Source organism: Chloroflexus sp. MS-CIW-1 (assembly GCF_030444705.1).
GTDB lineage: Bacteria > Chloroflexota > Chloroflexia > Chloroflexales > Chloroflexaceae > Chloroflexus.
On sequence record NZ_JAUBWR010000001.1, the window covers coordinates 145557 to 163949 of the forward strand.

Here is an 18393-nt window from a genome sequence, read left to right on the forward strand (position 1 = left end):
TTCTGTCAAAAAGCAACATATATCACACGGCAAACATCGTGTAACATCGTGTAACGATTCTATCCGTTCACTGACTTCCACGCCGACTCATACGCGCTTCCGAATGTCAATGTTTCTAAGCACATCCCTGAGCGTCTGTATGGAGAGTGCCTGCAAGGGCTATAGACTGCTAAAGCATGTCTTCAGTAGTCCAAATGATCAGAGAAGAAGTGTAGCGTGATCAGCTTCGGGGCACCTGCGCTGACCAGACGATACAACAACGTAGTGACACCAACCAACATCTCGTCTCCGCCACTGATCCCCCACAGTACACAATCGCTTGAGTGCACCATCATTCGGCCCGCTATGAGGAAGGAGAGCCGAGGCAGGTAGTTGGCGGTGAGGTGACCAGCCTCCCCCTTCCGCCAACGGTCCTACGCAAACCATGGGTACGCACGCCACTGGCCCGCGTTGGTGTGCTGGCAAATCTATGTCAGTGAGCGCAGGCAGGTGAAACTCGCCCTGGCCGTGCGCTGACAGGCGTGATCGACAAGAACACAGAGAGCCTAGCTACAGACCTCTATCAGCACAGGATGTAACCTCTTCTGCACTCGTTTCTCTTTCCTCTCCCCTCACCGCTGACGAGTAGGGTAAAAAACTATACGAAACGGTATTGTTGCCCTAAATACTGTTGCATAAAAAATTAAATCATGGTATAATTGCTTCCGGTTTCCACCACCAGACCAAAATGCCAATGGAGTCAGCCTGCCTTGTCGCACAAAAGAGGTCAAGTTATGCACCGCCGCACCTTCCACCTGCTCATTGCGCTCCTGATCGTCGCCGGTTTGCTACGCCTACTCATTCCGCCACCCGCTCTGGCCGCTGGTGAAGAGGTGCGTAGTAATTTGAACGGTTGGGGTACCACACCGTGGAGTATGTCTGCCTCGCTCGGTGGTACCTTTATCTACGTCAGTGGTCAAATAACTAACCCCGACAATCCCAGCACCCAGTTCAAGTTCTACAAGAATAGTAATCTGTGGTATGGAAAATTTGACCCGACTCCGATCAGTTTTGGTAGCATCTTTACTGGTCTCAGCAGTAATAGCAGCGCACCTAATATAACTTTTAACCACATCAGTGGCCGCTACTACGTCTTCAAGTGGGATGGTGATGGGCGTGGGGTAGTCTTCCAGCTTACTGCATCACCGGCGGCAATTACCGGGGTAAGCCGCACGCCAACAACACCCACCGCCGGGCAGGCAGTGACGGTGACGGCGACAACGAATGTGGCGCCACCCTCTGAACAGGCACTCTGGCTACGATATGCGCTCAACGGTAATTGGAGCAGTTCGACGGTGGTGAAGATGACCGGCAGTGGCACATCATTCAGTGCCACCATTCCGGCTCAGAGCGCCGGTACCACGGTGAGTTATTACGTGTTTAGTTCTGGTGATGTCAGCAGCATTGCCGGTGCTGATGCTGATCTGATGACGATCACTTACGATACGAACGGCAGTAGTAACTACAGTTATACCGTCAGCAGTGGAACGAGTGCAATTTCCCCAACCCAGACACGGGCGCTGTGGCTTGATCTGAATACCATTGCCTGGAATGGTGGCCCGGCAGCCAGCTTTCGCCTGTTGTACGATCCTGACGGTGGGATAACAACCGCTGCCGAGACAACGACATGTACCTTCCCAACACCGACCACACCATGCTACGTTCCCTTGACAGCAAGCGGCACGGTGAGCGGGTCGGTCAAGAACCCGAATGCCAATGGCCTTACCCGATTGCTGACCGGGCTGAGTGCCGCTGATGCGCGTCATCTGTTGCGTGGTCAGGTGGTGGTTGCCGCTTATAACGGTAGTGGGTCGCGCATTGACGCGACCGGCGTACAGATTCAGGGTGTCCTCGATGACCTCTACGCAGCCAGTGCCACGACTCAGACGCTAGGGGTAAGCTATAGCGGTGCAATACCGACCGTCAGACTCTGGGCGCCAACGGCTAAATCAGTTTCGTTACGGCGGTTTGCAAACTCGACGACCAGCACCTACACCGACCACCCAATGACGCTCGACCCGACCAGTGGTGTCTGGAGCATTACCGGTGATGCCAGTTGGGATCGACAGTTTTATCTGTTTGCCGTTGAAGTCTATGTCCCGTCACTCGATGCAGTGGTCACAAACCTGGTGACCGATCCCTACGCTGTCAGTCTCTCGCAAGACGGTGCAGCAGCGGACGATGTGCGTAGCCAGTTCGTTAATCTCAATGATGCCGACCTCAAACCGGCCGGTTGGGATACGCTAAGCAAGCCGGCGCTTGTCAACCCGGAAGATATTGTGATCTACGAGGTACACATTCGTGACTTTAGCGCTAATGACTCTACGGTTGCCCCAGCCGACCGTGGCACGTACCGCGCCTTTACTTACGATGGTACCGGCCCGCATCCAAACACCATCTTATCTGACGGCATGAACCACCTGCTTCAGTTACGGCAAGCCGGTTTGACCCACATTCATTTGCTGCCGACCTTCGATATTGCCTCGGTGATCGAGAAGTCCAGTGACCGTACTGAACCGACAATTTCGTTCAACCCGGCCACTGATCGGGCTTCGAGTAATCCACAGGCCGTAGTTGGTGCAGCGCGGAACACCGACAGCTTCAACTGGGGCTACGACCCGTATCATTACGGTGTGCCAGAAGGCTCATACAGTACCAATCCCGATGGAGTGACACGCATCCTTGAGTTCCGTGAGCTGGTACAAACTCTGAACCAGAATGGCTTGCGGGTGGTAATGGATGTTGTCTACAACCACACGGCGGCCAGCGGTCAGGCTGACAAATCGGTGCTTGATAAGATTGTGCCCGGATACTACTACCGCTACGACACAAACGGCACCCTGTATCAGTCATCATGCTGTGCCGACACCGCCAGCGAATACGCCATGATGGAGAAGCTCATGATCGATACGGTCGTGCGCTTCGCCACAGCGTATAAGATCGATGGCTTCCGCTTCGACTTGATGAACCTGCATACCCGTCAGAATATGCTCAATGTACAGGCGGCGTTGCAAGCGCTCACCCCGGCAAGCCACGGTGTCGATGGGAGCAAAATATATCTGTACGGCGAAGGGTGGGATTTCGGATCGGCCAAAGACAAAGGTCTTACTGTCTGTCCGCACTGCTATGCCCACAAGCACAATATGACCGGCAGCGGCATCGGTCTCTTTAACGATGTGATTCGCGATGCCGCTCATGGTGGCTACAGTACCGACAGCGTTGGTATTCGCCGTCAGGGTTTTATCAACGGTCTGAGCTACGACTGGAACGGCTACAATTATCCCAACCGCTTCCAGAGTGATCTCCATGTAACCATGGATACCCTGCGTTCAGCATTGCGCGGTAGTGGTACCGACTGGAACGGTCAGGGGAACCCCTTCACTGATGATCCACAAGAGGCCATTAACTACGTCGAAAAACATGACAACGAAACCCTCTTTGATCAGAATATTTTCAAATTACCTAACGGGGACGGCAGTGGTAACCCTGGCTGGATCGGGAGTAGCATTCCAACCACTTCAATGAGTGATCGCGTCCGTAGCCAGAACATGGGGGTGAGCCTGATCGGCTTAGCGCAGGGTATTCCCTTCTTCCACATGGGACAGGATATTCTGCGCTCGAAATCGCTGGATCGCAACAGCTACGACTCAGGTGACTGGTTTAACCGTGTCTATTGGGATCGCAGCGCCAACAATTTTGGCCGCGGCTTGCCACCGTCGTGGGATAACGCTTCGCGCTGGGGTATAATGACGCCCTTGCTCAATAACAACGCACTCGATCCTACGTCGAGCGACATGAACTTCGCTGCTGCACACATGCGCGAGACCCTGCGCTTGCGTATGAGTTCACCGCTCTTTCGGCTAACCACCGAGTCGGCCATTAATGCCCGTGTCAGCCATTACAACACCGACAACAGTCGTGATGCGCTGATCGTGATGCGACTTTCTGATGAGGTTGATCCTGATCTCGATCCAAACTGGGAAAATATTCTAGTCTTTTTCAACGCGAACAAAGTTGCTCAGTCGATCACGATTCCTAACGCCAACGGCTTCACCCTACACCCACTTCATACCAATGGTATAGATGATGATCCGGTTATCGCTACTGCAACCTTCAACGACGCGACCGATACCTTTACCATTCCACCACGGACAACGGTTGTCTTCGTTTCAACACAAGCACTTGAACCACCGAGTACGATTGACTGGGTTGGCTTGATGTACCCACGTGGCGGCGTTGCCCATGCCATCAACGAGGGAAGTTTTGCCCCTTCCGGTTTCGATGTCTACATACAGGTGTACGAGGCCGGGGTGACACCTGGCGTCGGGCAGGGAGCGGGCATCGCATGTTACCTGCACTGGGGGCGCTACGGTCAGCCGTGGAACGATCTTCCAATGGTCTACAATACCGACATCGGGAACAATGATGAGTATCGGGCAACGATCCCCAAGACGGTTTTAGAGAGTCTGACACCGGGTACCTATGGTTTTACCACCTACTGTAAGAAGCCAGGTGAAGGGCCAAAGTGGAAAGGAGATAGCTACGACATCAACGGTAATGTCACCGATGACGACCAGGGCGACGGTCTGATCACGATTATCCCGACTGCGGACAGTGCTCCTGAACTGGCAGGTGGTGTCTTTGTGCATCTCTTCGAGTGGCGCTGGGCCGACGTCGCTAAAGAATGTACCTTCCTTGCCCAAAAGGGTTACACTGGTGTCCAAGTCTCACCACCAAACGAGCATATCGTGCCGACTGCTGATCTCGGTGGGAACCCCGCTAACGACTTCCCATGGTGGGCACGCTACCAACCGGTTACTCACGATACCACGCGCTTTACCAGTCGCAGCGGGACGTGGGCCGAGTTCCAGCAGATGGTTACCGACTGCAACAATGCCGGTGTAGACGTTATTGTTGATGCGGTGATCAACCACATGGCCGATATTGAAGTTGGCAGCCCGGCTACTGGAACGGCGGGTACCCAATACAAGTCGCAACCGGCAGCCAGTCGCTTCTACGGTACCCAATATCTGCCCGACGATTTCCATCCCGATTGTCTCATCACTGATTACAAGGATCGTCATCAGGTACAGCGCTGCCAACTGGCAGGGTTACCCGATCTCGATACCGGCAAATCAGATGTACAAACTAAACTACGCAACTACCTGCAATCCCTGCTCAATGCTGGTGTACGAGGCTTCCGTATCGACGCTGCCAAACACATGGCTGCTCATGAAGTTGGTGCAATCCTTGCCGGTTTGACCCTCCCTGGGGGCAGCAAACCCTACATCTTTAGTGAAGTCATCGATATAGACACCACCGAACGCATCCGCGACTGGGAATATACGCCTTATGGCGATGTCACAGAATTTGCTTACAGTGTGAGCGTCATCGGTAATAGCTTTAACTGCGGCGGCTCTCTGAGCAGCCTGCAAACCCTCACCAACGGCCTGCTGCCATCACGCTTTGCCCAAATCTTCGTTGACAACCACGACAATCAGCGTGGTCACGGCCCCGGTGGTGCATGTGTCGTTGACCATCGCGACGGTAAAATACACCTGCTGGCGAACATCTTCACACTCGCCTACCCTTACGGCCATCCATCAGTAATGTCGAGTTATTACTGGACAACCAATCCCAACAGTAACGCTGGCGATAGTCTTGGCCCACCAAGCAGCAACGATGGAGGCACAACGTGGGGGCCAGGCCTGGGAGCCGATACCCGTCCGGTATACGGCCCTGGACAGCCAGCAGGCGCATATCCGGCGAACTGTGCCGGTAGCTACCCCAACCCCGTCACCAGTGCCGATCTTGGCAAGTGGGTCTGCGAGCATCGCCATCCGGCTATTGCAAACATGGTGCAGTTTCGCCAGACGACCAACGGCGAACCGGTAACCAACTGGCAAAACATTGGTGGCACACCGACCAACCATATTGCCTTTGGGCGCGGCAACAAAGGATTTGTAGCCATTAACAACAGTCTGACGTCAGCAACAACCACTTACCAAACTGGCTTGCCAGCAGGCTTCTACTGCGATATTGTCCACTACGACTTTGTCAATGGTATCTGCGTTCTCTCCGGTACCACAACACCGGTACCGGCCAGTGCCCTGATTGAAGTCAATGCCAGTGGTCAAATCGTGAACTATAGCCTGTCTGCGCAGGATGCCTTTGCCATTCACATCAACGCCCGTCCGCAATACCAGATCACGGTCAACGCTGCCCCAGGCGGGAGTGGAACGGTGAGCGGTGGCGGCGTGTATATGCACGGCGCTCTGGTGACAGTCAATGCAGTAGCGGCAAGTGGCTACACATTTGTGAACTGGACGGAAGGGTCTACAGTGGTCGCCACAACTGCCAGTTATAGCTTCCCGGCAACAAATAACCGTTCACTAACTGCCAACTTTGCGCCAGTAGCTACGAACACGCCGACCAACACGCCGACGCCGACCAACACGCCGACGCCGACCAACACACCGACGGCGACCAACACGCCGACCAACACGCCGACGGCGACCAACACGCCGACCAACACGCCGACGCCGACCAACACGCCCACCAACACACCGACCAACACGCCGACGGCGACCAACACGCCCACCAACACGCCGACGGCGACTGCTACCGCGACCAACACGCCGACCAACACGCCGACGCCGACCAACACGCCCACCAACACACCGACCGCGACTGCCACCGCGACCAACACACCGACGACGACCAACACACCGACGGCGACCAACACGCCCACCAACACACCGACCAACACGCCGACGGCGACCAACACACCGACGGCGACCAACACACCAACGGCGACCAACACGCCCACCAACACACCGACCGCGACTGCCACCGCGACCAACACGCCCACCAACACACCGACCAACACGCCGACGGCGACCAACACACCGACGGCGACCAACACACCAACGGCGACCAACACACCGACGGCGACCAACACACCAACGGCGACCAACACGCCCACCAACACACCGACCGCGACTGCCACCGCGACCAACACACCGACGGCGACCAACACGCCCACTAACACACCGACCAACACACCGACGGCGACCAACACACCAACGGCGACCCCGACGGCGACGGCAACAGGGCCAGCTCCTCAAACCCATCGCATCTTTGTGCCATTAATCATGTGGTGATCGGAGGGGGTACGGAACCGTCAGTGATTGTCCGTTAGTAGTGTGAAGCACATCGACAGGGCAGGTCTCAACCCGCCCTGTCACTCTTTATCCACTCCTATGGTATGATCGGTCAGATCAATCATACGGAGTACACTCTATGTCGTGGAAAGACACCCTTGCCGATCATTACCGTATCACCGGCAGTCTCACCCCTTTACCCGGAGAATACGATCTCAATCTACTGGTAACCACAACCGACGAAACGCGGTATGTCCTTAAGGTGATGAGACCAGACTGTGATCCAGCGTTCGTCGAACTGCAATGTATGGTGCTCGAACATCTGGCTACACTCGCCCCTGATCTACCGGTACCGCGCCTTATACGCACAGCGACCGGTGCAATGTACGTCAACGAACATGATCGATACGTTTGGCTCATTTCTGCGCTGCCGGGCGAAACCTATGCCACATTCCGGCCACAAACAGCAGCCCTGCGTACCGGTTTGGGGCAAATGGCAGCCCGACTTGATCTCGCGTTACTCAGTTTTACCCATCCAGAACTGAATCGACCGTTAAAGTGGAATCTTCTCCAGGCAGAATGGGCTTACGAACACCTGACGGTCATTCACGACCCTGATCGCCGTCAACTCATTGCAGCAGTATTGGAAACGTATCTCCGTCTTAAACCACAACTGCTCAGCCTAGAACATACGACGATCCACAATGATCTCAATGACTACAATCTGCTCGTATCGGCAACTGATTGCGGCCATATCACTATTAGTGGTATTCTCGACTTTGGCGATTTATGCGCTGCCCCCCGTATCTGCGAACTTGCTATTGCAGCGGCGTATGCTGTGCTCGATCAGTCTGATCCAATCCGTGCGCTGAGTGAACTTATCACCGGCTACCACGCCGAATGGCCGTTGACTGCGACCGAGATCGATCTGCTCTGGCCGCTGGTACGAACACGACTGGCCGTAAGTGTTATCAATGCGGCGCTAATGAAACAGCAACGACCAGACGATCCCTAAGTTACGATCTCGGAAGCTGCGGCCTGGCGTTTATTGACGGCAACGGCTAAGACGGAGGCTGATCTGGTTGCTGCACGACTACGTGCCGCCTGTCATCTACCAATCAGTGATGCAGCAGAGCAAGTATTGGCATGGCTGGAGGCAGAAAGTGGTCATTTTGCCCCAGTGCTGGGCCACGATCTAACTCATGCGCCGCTCGTCTGCCTGGCTGTCGCAGAACGACCACTCCCGCAAGACCCCTTCATGCTGACAAAAGCTGAAGCGAACGCATTGACTGACTCATCACCGGATACCGTTCACATCGGGCGTTACGGCGAACCACGTTTAATCTATACTGATGCAGCCTTTTTTACTGATTACCAGCCACTGGCTGAACGCCGCACCATTCATCTCGGCGTTGACCTCTTCGCACCAGCCGGTACACCGGTTTGTGCACCTTTGCGCGGGGTTGTGGTAGCTATCGAGCATTTCAACACACCGCTCGACTTCGGCGGGATGGTGGTATTGGAACACCAGACACCTCACGGAAATCGTTTTTATACCCTTTACGGGCATCTCGATCCGCTCAGCACTCATCATATCCGGCCAGGCTCAGCAATAGAAGCCGGACAGCTCTTTGCCGCACTGGGCAATAACACAAACAACGGTGGCTGGCAGCCGCACCTTCACTTCCAGCTTATTCTTGATCTGCGCGCCGTAGCCGGAAGCTGGCCTGGCGTAGCTGCACCTGCCGAATGGGAATGGTGGCGGGCAGTCTGTCCAAATCCGGCACCACTCCTCAACTTGCCCGCTGCGTATGTCGCATACCAACCGCTTGACCAAACCAACCTGCTGCGTGAACGACGCCAGCACTTTGCCGGTAATTTGCGTCTTAGCTACACCGAACCTTGCACATTTTTCCGCGGCTGGCGACACTATCTGTTCGACGAGCTGGGTCATACGTACCTTGATGCCTACAACAATGTTCCGCATGTCGGTCATGCCCATCCCCGACTTCAGGCAGTTGTCGCTCAACAGATGCAAATGCTCAACACTAATACGCGCTACCTGCATCCCGCCCAAATCGCGTTCGCTCACGAACTTCTCGCCAAACTCCCACCAGCGTTGAGTGTGTGCTTCTTTGTCAATTCTGGCTCAGAAGCAAACGAACTGGCACTCCGTCTGGCCCGCACCTACACCGGTGCGCGAGATATGATTACAATTGACCACGGCTATCATGGTCATACAACCGGTGCGATTGACATTTCGGCCTACAAATTCAACCATCCCGCCGGTAGTGGTAAACCCGATTGGGTTGAAGTGATAACGGCCCCCGATCCCTACCGTGGCCCTTACGGTGCCGATAGTGAGCGGTACGCTGCCGAGGTTGATCAGGCATTAGCGCGTATCGCTGATCGTGGGCGACGCCTGGCCGGTTTTATCGCCGAAACTTTCCCCAGCGTAGCCGGGCAAATCATTCCACCACCTGGCTACCTGGCGGCAGTGTACCGTCGAGTGCGCGCTGCTGGTGGCGTCTGTATTGCCGACGAAGTGCAGACAGGGTTAGGGCGCTTGGGTCATTACTACTGGGCATTTGAGAGCCAGAACGTGGTACCCGACATTGTTGTATTAGGCAAACCGCTTGGGAACGGCCATCCCATCGGTGCCGTTATTACCACAGCCGAAATCGCCCGTGCTTTTGATAACGGTCTTGAATTCTTCTCAACATTTGGTGGCAGCACCCTCTCGTGCGTGATTGGACGAGAAGTACTACGAATCGTCGATGAAGAACGATTGATGGCACATGCAGCGCAGATCGGCAGCGAACTGCTGGCCGGTCTCCGCGAACTCCAGCAACGACACCTGATCATCGGTGATGTACGAGGAATGGGCTTGTTTATCGGCGTCGAGCTGGTAACCAACCGCGAAACGCTAACACCAGCTTCGGCTGCGGCAAAGTATGTGAAAGAGCGATTACGCGCCGAACGCATCCTGATCGGTACCGAAGGCCCCTACGATAACGTTCTGAAAATTCGGCCACCATTAACGTTCGACCGTCCGGCACTGACTATCTTGCTCGAACGGCTCGATGCAATTTTGAACGAAACCTTTATTATTCGCTCGGTGTGCCTCTGAACACATCATCCCCCCAATCCGAAATGGGTAGGGGCAGGCGGCACTTCGTCCACACCCCAGGCAACGTCGTGCTCCTACCGATAATACCGATAGCAACCAGCATCGAAAAGTATCCACTATCCCTTCACAATATCTTCACAATTACCAACTATCCTGATAGTGAAGGTAACATCATCATAAACCAGGGAGTACGGACGATGGAACAACAACGAACAAACTGGCCAGCCTGGATAGCGCTTGGCGTCTCACTCGTGGCACTGATCGTCGCATTCGGGAGCATGGCAGTAAGCCAGCAGTCGGCATGGCGTATGTGGACAATGCCCGGCTGGTCGAACCCACCACAAGTCGCGCCTCCCGGTTGGGGTGAACGTGGAGGACCACCAGGTCAGGCTATGCCGCCAGGACGTGGACGCGGTGATCGTGGGCAGGTTGCACCACCGGCATGGCGTGATCATGGTGGATGGATGAACCCCGGTATCAGGGGACACGGCTTTGGTGTGATGGGTGGTCGAGACTGGTTTGGTGGGTTGATAAGGTTTATCGATGGCCTGCTCAAACTGGCAGCATTAGCACTACTCATATGGCTAGGCTTCAAGATTTTCCGTCAGCGCAGGAACCAACCTCCGTCAACCAATCCACCAACAACCCCACAACCACCACTCACACCAGCCGGTCATGATCCACGGGTAGAATAGTGGCAAGTCTTCCATGGTGCCACTGCCCGTTGATCAGCAATCTAACAGGATAACTACCAGGAAGACGACGGTGCTTTGGGGCACGGCATGCCGTGCCCCGAAGATAACGTTAACACAGGTTGTATACACTCTTGCCGGAGGCAGTCGTCGAAAGGACATCATCACTTTCAGTCTTGGCGAGTACGCATCATCTGCCACCTACCCAACCCAATCTACCTTTGGCCGGAGTACAATACTCTTACTCGGATGTGCTGGGTACATCCGGTGAAAGACAAGCGATGAACGCGGTAGCGTAGAAAAGAGTGACCTATGGCGCGTACCATCCTTGTAGTTGATGATGAACCTGGCATTGTCAAGATTGCCCGCGACTACCTCGAACGTGCCGGATTTCAGGTTATTAGTGCTGGCGACGGACCAACTGCCCTTCGTTTAGCCCGGCAGGAACAACCGGCTTTGATCGTGCTCGATCTCATGCTCCCCGGTATGGATGGTCTTGACATCACGCGAATACTGCGCCAGGATACGCTCACTGCACACGTTCCGATCATCATGCTCACAGCCCGCGTTGAAGAGACCGACCGTTTGATCGGGTTAGAGTTGGGCGCCGATGACTACATTACTAAACCATTTAGTCCACGTGAACTGGTGGCTCGCGTCAGAGCCGTGTTACGCCGGAGCGAAGGTGCACTGCAACCGACCAGAATCATCAACACTGGCGAGCTGATCATCGATCTCGAACGCCGCATAGTCAGGCGTGGGCAGGAGACTATTGATCTGACTGCAACTGAATTCGACCTCCTTGCAATCCTGGCCAGTGCACCGGGACGTCCATTCACACGTGCCCAACTCCTCGATCAGCTCTACAATACCAGCTATACCGGTTTTGACCGTACTATTGATGCTCATATTAAAAACTTGCGCCGGAAGATCGAACCTGATCCAGACGGTCCACCGCGCTTCATTTTGACTGTCTACGGCGTAGGATATAAGTTTGCCGATCGCGAATAGGAGCCAGAGTGAGGGAACTATGCCAGCAACGGATGAACGGCCAGGCACCCTTCAGCAAGAGACAACGTTGGTCACTACCAACCAGCGCTCGAAGAAGATGCCACGTATCTTCAATCTTATGCTCACCGCCTTTATCCTGGTCATCATCCTGGGGATCGGTGGCATGGTGCTTGCATTCTGGTTAGTCGTGCGGCAAAGTGATCCGGAACGTCTCCGCTGGATAGAGGCCGAACAGGCTGCTCGTGCCGAAGTGGATCGCCTCGCTGCCTATTACCGGCAAAACGGTTCGTGGCGTCATGTCGAACGACGGCTGGGGCCGTTGCCACAGACATTTGGCGGGATCAAAGGTACAGCATCGCTCCTCGACGAGCGAGGGCGCGTTGTAGCCGGTCGCCGCCGACTGCTTGAACCTCGTGGCGGCAACGAAGCCGTGCGGCGCATTCCCATCGTCGTTGAAGGGCAACACGTTGGTACGCTGGTGATCTCGGTAGTTGACACCGAAGAAGCATTTCCGGTTGGTGCGTTCAATCAACGTCCGCTGGTGTTGGGCATTCTAAGCGCTGGTCTCGGCCTGACGGCCGTCTTATTAGTGTTGGCAACGATCTTTTCCCGGCAGATCAGTGCTCCCCTGCGCCACATCAGCAGCGCCGCCCAGGCTATTGCCGGTGGTGATCACTCGAGTCGTGTTCAACCGGCCAATGTCCGCGAACTGGCAGAACTGGCCGATAGTTTTAACCGCATGGCCGAAGCATTGCAACGCGCCGATCAACAACGTCGCCAACTTACTGCCGATATTGCACACGAGCTGCGTACCCCGCTCTCAATCATTAAAGGTCGCCTGGAAGGAATCCAGGATGGTATCTATGAAGCAGATGCTGAACAGATCGAAGCCCTCTTGAGCGAAGTGGCCCTGCTCGAACGGCTAATCAACGATCTCCATTTACTTGCTCTGGCCGATGCCGGTCAACTTCCGCTGTATCGAGAAGTAGTATCACCGGCTATGCTGGTGAACGAGGCAGTGCGCTCCTTCTCCCCCCTGGCGACTGAGCGTGAAGTACAATTGAGTAGCGTCGTTGAAGATCATCTGCCAGACATCGAAGTCGATCCGCAGCGGATTACACAGGTGTTGGGGAACTTGATCGGCAATGCCCTGCGCCATACTCCGACTGGTGGTGAAGTAGTGGTGAGCGCTCACCGTGATCAAAACGGTATCTGCTTTACAGTCCGTGATACCGGTACCGGCATCGATCCGGCAGATCTTCCGTACATCTTTGAACGATTCTATCGGGTTGACAGAGCGCGCAGTCGAAGCAGCGGTGGAGCTGGTCTGGGCTTAGCCATCGCCCGCCGATTGGTGGAAGCACATGGCGGGCAAATCTGGGCTACCAGTACCCCCGGTCAAGGTACCACGGTAAGCTTTTCGTTACCGGTATCACTGCCGCAATCCAGGCAGTCCATTCTGGAAAACACACCATCTGTAATCCCGACCCCGGAACGGTCTGCCTCCAAAGCGGTACGGTAGGAGGAGGTCTCTCCCTTCGCGGTCACCCTGAATCGGCAGGCAAGCTAGCGCAGCAAACAGATGTACCGGCATGCCGCTCACGATTGCACCTGACGATACGCCGGCTGAGACAAACCGATCTGCTCAACTGTCTGTACCATCAGATCGGCAATAAAGTCTGCATTCTTGATCGCGTCAAAATGACGTTCTGCATGCAACCGCGCTTCCCGCGCCATGTGCCACCTTGTCTCCGGTCGGTCGATCAAGAGTTGCAAGTGTGAGGCCAGCGCCTCCGGATCATTGGGCGGTACCAAAAAACCATTAATCCCATCCTGCACAATATCGGTCAGACCTCCCACCGACGTAGTGATCACCGGTACCCCACAGGCAATGGCTTCAAGTGCAGCGATCCCGAACGCTTCGGCTTGCGTTGGAAAGACAAACACATCGGCCTGCCGGTATAATTCGATCAGGCGCGGTGCATTAGGGGTGAGATCACGATACACATAGACATCGGTTGTCGGCTCGACGGCACTGCGCGTCACAATGTGAACTTCGACCGGTGTTTTCAGTTGCTGTAATGCGGCCAGGAGTGTCGTACCACCTTTACGCACAAAATCGCCGCCAACGAATAGAATACGAAATGGGCCATCGGTGCGCTCATCACGTGGCCGCCATTGCGACAGATTGAGTCCAGGCGGGATGACGCGAATCCGTTCGGGGTTTACATGATACTCGTGAATCAGCGATTCGCGAACCCAATGTGACCAGGGTAGTACCCAAGCTGCCCGCTGAAACAAACGGACATTCAACCGATGTTTGATGGTTGACACAAGACCGGGCCGGTCGGCGTGGTGTTGATAAAACGCCGCCATTGCATCATACTGGCGCGGCGTAATGTCGGTTGCAATCAGGTACGGTCGCTGCTGAACAATGTTTCCCGCTAGCACCGCTGGCACCTGTGTATTGAAGAGGGCGACATCATACCTGGCTCGACGAAGGATCGTGCGCACCTGGCATCGTCCGCGCAGTGCCCCCCGTATCCTGGCCGGTAACGGTATCTTCTCAAGCCAGCCACAGGCTTCATATGTAATTGCTGCCCATTCAGGCACAATCTTTGTCTGCTGCGCCAGGCCCCAACGAAGATTCGTCGCGTATGTCTGATGTCCGAGATGCTGTTCGAGGATAAAGAGACCTCGGATCATATCACTATTCCTTAACTTAAGAAGTTCCTTCTATCTGCGACACAGGCTCCTGCATATTACTGTCTGCCGTTTGATGAGCGATGGAGAGTTGCTCAGCGCTTGATTCGGTTCCATCCTTCTTTACTACCCGTGCCGGAATTCCGACCACTGTCGCCCCAGGTGGCACATCACGAGTCACAACGGCATTGGCGCCGATCCGTGCGCGATCACCAACGGTAATTCCTCCTAAAACGCGGGCGCCAGCGCCAATAAAAACTTCATCGCCAATAATGGGAAATTCCCATTCATTACGCATACCAATTGTCACTGCGGCCACAATCGTACAATTGCGACCTATCCGTTGGGGTGCTACCACTGTACCAATTGGATGCGCAATATACAGGCCACCACCAATATCGGCGCCTACCACAATTTCCAGCCCGTAGCGGCGGTAAAGCCGTCGTTGTACATAGCCGGGAATAAAGGGAATGCCGCGCTGCTTACACCACGAGCCAAAACGAAACCAGAGCATTGCCCGTAGCGGCAGGTGACGGAAGAGCAAGCCTAAAATCTGGCGTAAGCTCAACGGCGCCGTGCTGATCTGGCCGGGTACAACCCAACGCCGGGCATCTTGCAAAAAGAGTTCAAGCATGAAAACCTCCCTCAAGTATGAGCCGCCTTCACAGTATGCTCTGGTCGCAGAAAGTGATCTCGTCCACCCAATTCATCGGCCACCCCTTGGTAGTAACGAAGATTGAAGATGGCACTGTAAATCGGTCGGCTACCTCGCTCACCAAGTAAACGATGAGCTACCAGGGCAATCTTAGGCATGAGCACTAGCGCCGCAGCGCTGGCCCGCGGACGGTCAAGTAATGTCCAAACTAACCAGCGGGTCAGACGATTCCGCTGCGCAAACTCACGACGGACAAACCCTATCAGATCAACCTGCTGCTCACGGCCAAAGATAATATCGTTACGCCCGTAAATGTAAGGAGTAGTCAGCCACGAAGCAAAACTACGCTCAGCGTAGTGATAACCGGCAGCCTGCGGTGCGAAGACAAACTCAACACCCAGTTTAGCTAACCGATACGCCAGCTCAATATCTTCCGCACGGCGAAACCGCTCATCAAAACCACCCGCATCCAGGACGAGTTGACGGGCCAATGATGTATTACCGGTATAAAACTGGCGAGCGGTTGCCGGCCAGATACCATCAGTCATAGCCTGATATTGCTTTTCGAGCATTGCCTGCTCCCAGGCTACCCAGGGCGAGAGTTGAGCATCGGGTGGTGTCAACATCGTCCCAAGTACGACCCGGCACGACCGTTCCGCATGCAAACGAAGGTGTTCGCTCACCAGATGAGGTACCGGTACAACATCATCATCAAGAAACAAAATCATTGTGCTCCGTGCCGCCGCTACGCCACGATTACGCGCCGCTGCTGGCCCGGCATTGGGCTGTTGGATAAACGTTAGCTCGAATGGAAACCGAGCTTGCTGAAAATACTCAGCCGTCCCGTCAGTCGAGCCATCGGAGACGACAATCACTTCAAACTGATCCAACGGATACTGTTGTGCCGACAGCGCCGCTAACACCCGCTGCAAGCGGGGCAGGCGGTTATACGTTGGGATGACAATGCTGACAGACAAAGATCGCTTATCACTCATACGCTTACAATGGCTTAATGACCCGTGCCGGTACCCCGGCAGCCAGGGTACGCGGCGGAATACTCTTGGTTACTACACTTCCGGCTCCAACTACACTGCCACTGCCAATGGTAACGCCACTCAGAACGGTCACCCGCCCACCTAGCCAGACATTCTCTTCTAGGACTATCGGTGCTGATGGTGGTCGTTCCTGACGCCGCTCCGGTTCAAGACGATGAAAATCGTTATCCATAATCATGACATAGGTACCGATATTACAACGTGGGCCGATTTGTACCAGCTCGGTTGCAGCAATGGAACAACCATAGTTGATGAACGTTCCCGGCCCAATCTCCAGCCGAGCGCCATGCCCGACCGCCAACTCAAGCGGGACAATCGTCGAAACGAGCCGTACCCGCTCACCGATAATCAACCGACCATCATTATGAACGACGGGACGCCCCCACAAACGGACTCGCGGCCCTAATTCAGCACTACGCAAATACCAGCGTGCCCGTAACACGGCCAGAATGTCACTCACAACATTAGTTAGCGATCGTGACGACATGACCGATCCCCTCTATCATTATTCCACATGCACATTACCCGTGCGATATGAACGAATGCTAAATAAAACAATCTCACCGGCTGACAGTTTCGTTGTACGTTTCTTTGCAAATGATGGTCTGGCAATACGAATATCCGTCCTGCATCCTGACAGGAGCGAGTGGACGGCGAGAAGCAATCCCACACCATGATAGAGGCGCAACGGCTCTGTGCCCCAGCATTGTGTGGAACGATCATTACTCATGCCCTGGCAGAGCGGTTTGAACCCTACCCCACTCGTGCGGTAACAGGCATAGAGGGGGAGAAACCTATTCCCATACGAAAAGAGAACCGTCGCAACGAGAGGCCTAAGACCTACTTTCAATTCTGTACTTCAGCGACTTCCGATCTATCGGATGGACTAATCCCCGTAGCACCCCGCGCGTAAACGCGACAAATCGTCCCAATCCGTGAGGGCGTTTCAATTTCAAGAGCGGCAGGAGCGGTTCGAGTAAAACGAATCGCAACTCGTACCAGATCAAAATCCCAGCCTGATAGTAGCCAACCTTCAACGGCTTGACAAACGTTGCACCCAATCCCTCCCAATTGCGAGCTGTCAAATGACGGCCTTCTTCCCAAGTGCGAAAACCGTAATGGATCACATACGTCGCCGGTGTTCCTACGACAGAACCACCGAACAAAATAGCCCGTATCGCGATGTCAACATCTGCCGCCGACTTAAAGCGAGCACCAGGGCCTAGCGCTTCATCAAATCCACCTATGGCCAGTGCCTGGTCGCGACGAACAGCCATCCCGGCCCCTATCCCACGCAAATACCACTTATCTTGCAATGTATGAACGACCAGACGCTGAGAACACTGAAACTCTGGCACAAACCCAGCATCGGGATCATGGGGAGCTGGCAAGACATTGCAATAGAGTACCACAACCTGTGGCTCAGCCTGCAATTCTTGCTCAATCGTGTGCAACCAATCGGGGGGTACCACGCAATCATCGTCGGTTATCGCAACAATTGGCGATCGCGCCATGCGCAATCCGAGATTGTGACCACGCGCCCATCCGTTAAACCGAACAGGAATGTAGCGGAAACGTCGATCCTGTGCAAACCGTTGTAACGCACATCCAGTGGCCGTATCCCTACTCTGATCAATGACTATCAGTTCAAAAGCCGGATGATCATTAGCAAGAATGCTTTCGACCGCACTGATGATTTGTGTTCCACGATCGCTCGTGCAAATAACAACGCTGATAGTTGGTGGTTTCATAAGTACCTGAAAAATATACTTACTCACTCCTATGCTCTCTAATCGGAAACCGTGGTTTCTGCTCCGTGATGATGACCACTCTAGAAACCTGTATACCACCTGTCTATACACGAGAGACCCATCTGTACTGTATTGCACAGTTCAACAATTTTGCGCTCTGCGATCAACCTGTATCAACCCAATCCACCGTCCTT

9 protein-coding genes and 1 pseudogene are annotated in these 18393 nt (G+C 54.5%); 5 read left to right on the forward strand and 5 right to left on the reverse strand.

From position 1 onward, the window contains the following. The first annotated feature begins 773 nt into the window (after nt 1-773). The 5 genes and pseudogenes from pulA to QTO31_RS00640 all read left to right on the forward strand — a co-directional run bounded on the left by pulA (nt 774) and on the right by QTO31_RS00640 (nt 13557). Nucleotides 774-7202: a pullulanase-type alpha-1,6-glucosidase gene (pulA, locus tag QTO31_RS00615; RefSeq protein WP_301427766.1), complete on the forward strand. Its 6429-nt coding sequence runs from the start codon at nt 774-776 to the stop codon at nt 7200-7202. Nucleotides 7203-7341: 139 nt separating this feature from the next. Then, a pseudogene (locus QTO31_RS00625) lies at nt 7342-10332 on the forward strand (aminotransferase class III-fold pyridoxal phosphate-dependent enzyme). A gap of 197 nt (nt 10333-10529) precedes the next feature. Continuing rightward, entirely contained in the window at nt 10530-11027 is a 498-nt protein-coding gene (locus QTO31_RS00630) for a hypothetical protein (RefSeq protein ID WP_301427769.1), read from the forward strand. 309 nt (nt 11028-11336) lie between these two features. Continuing rightward, a complete protein-coding gene (locus QTO31_RS00635; protein WP_301427770.1) occupies nt 11337-12035 on the forward strand; it encodes a response regulator transcription factor in 699 nt (232 codons plus the stop codon). Between the two features lie 19 nt (nt 12036-12054). Continuing rightward, nucleotides 12055-13557 carry a sensor histidine kinase gene (locus QTO31_RS00640; protein WP_236631160.1) on the forward strand — a complete coding sequence of 501 codons (1503 nt, stop codon included), beginning with the start codon at nt 12055-12057 and terminating at the stop codon, nt 13555-13557. A gap of 77 nt (nt 13558-13634) precedes the next feature. Here QTO31_RS00640 and QTO31_RS00645 read toward each other — a convergent pair whose 3' ends face one another. The 5 genes from QTO31_RS00645 to QTO31_RS00665 all read right to left on the reverse strand — a co-directional run bounded on the left by QTO31_RS00645 (nt 13635) and on the right by QTO31_RS00665 (nt 18199). Further along, nucleotides 13635-14741, reverse strand: a complete 1107-nt coding sequence (locus QTO31_RS00645) for a glycosyltransferase family 4 protein (protein WP_035419149.1) — start codon at nt 14739-14741, stop codon at nt 13635-13637. Nucleotides 14742-14757: 16 nt separating this feature from the next. Then, on the reverse strand, nt 14758-15372 hold the full coding sequence (locus QTO31_RS00650) for a serine O-acetyltransferase (RefSeq protein ID WP_051871090.1): 615 nt from the start codon (nt 15370-15372) through the stop codon (nt 14758-14760). Between the two features lie 11 nt (nt 15373-15383). Next, nucleotides 15384-16388, reverse strand: coding sequence for an exopolysaccharide biosynthesis glycosyltransferase EpsD (gene epsD, locus QTO31_RS00655; protein WP_031459091.1), 1005 nt, complete (start codon nt 16386-16388; stop codon nt 15384-15386). 4 nt (nt 16389-16392) lie between these two features. Continuing rightward, nucleotides 16393-16935, reverse strand: coding sequence for an acyltransferase (locus QTO31_RS00660; RefSeq protein WP_031459092.1), 543 nt, complete (start codon nt 16933-16935; stop codon nt 16393-16395). A gap of 346 nt (nt 16936-17281) precedes the next feature. After that, a complete protein-coding gene (locus QTO31_RS00665) occupies nt 17282-18199 on the reverse strand; it encodes a glycosyltransferase family 2 protein (protein ID WP_301427771.1) in 918 nt (305 codons plus the stop codon). Nucleotides 18200-18393: the final 194 nt, after the last annotated feature.

Bases quoted from the DNA above. Each gene is read 5' to 3' on its own strand.
- pulA (WP_301427766.1), top strand. From the start codon at position 774: ATGCACCGCCGCACCTTCCACCTGCTCATTGCGCTCCTGATCGTCGCC.
- QTO31_RS00630 (WP_301427769.1), top strand. From the start codon at position 10,530: ATGGAACAACAACGAACAAACTGGCCAGCCTGGATAGCGCTTGGCGTC.
- QTO31_RS00635 (WP_301427770.1), top strand. From the start codon at position 11,337: ATGGCGCGTACCATCCTTGTAGTTGATGATGAACCTGGCATTGTCAAG.
- QTO31_RS00640 (WP_236631160.1), top strand. From the start codon at position 12,055: ATGCCAGCAACGGATGAACGGCCAGGCACCCTTCAGCAAGAGACAACG.
- QTO31_RS00645 (WP_035419149.1), bottom strand. From the start codon at position 14,741: ATGATCCGAGGTCTCTTTATCCTCGAACAGCATCTCGGACATCAGACA.
- QTO31_RS00650 (WP_051871090.1), bottom strand. From the start codon at position 15,372: ATGCTTGAACTCTTTTTGCAAGATGCCCGGCGTTGGGTTGTACCCGGC.
- epsD (WP_031459091.1), bottom strand. From the start codon at position 16,388: ATGAGTGATAAGCGATCTTTGTCTGTCAGCATTGTCATCCCAACGTAT.
- QTO31_RS00660 (WP_031459092.1), bottom strand. From the start codon at position 16,935: ATGTCGTCACGATCGCTAACTAATGTTGTGAGTGACATTCTGGCCGTG.
- QTO31_RS00665 (WP_301427771.1), bottom strand. From the start codon at position 18,199: ATGAAACCACCAACTATCAGCGTTGTTATTTGCACGAGCGATCGTGGA.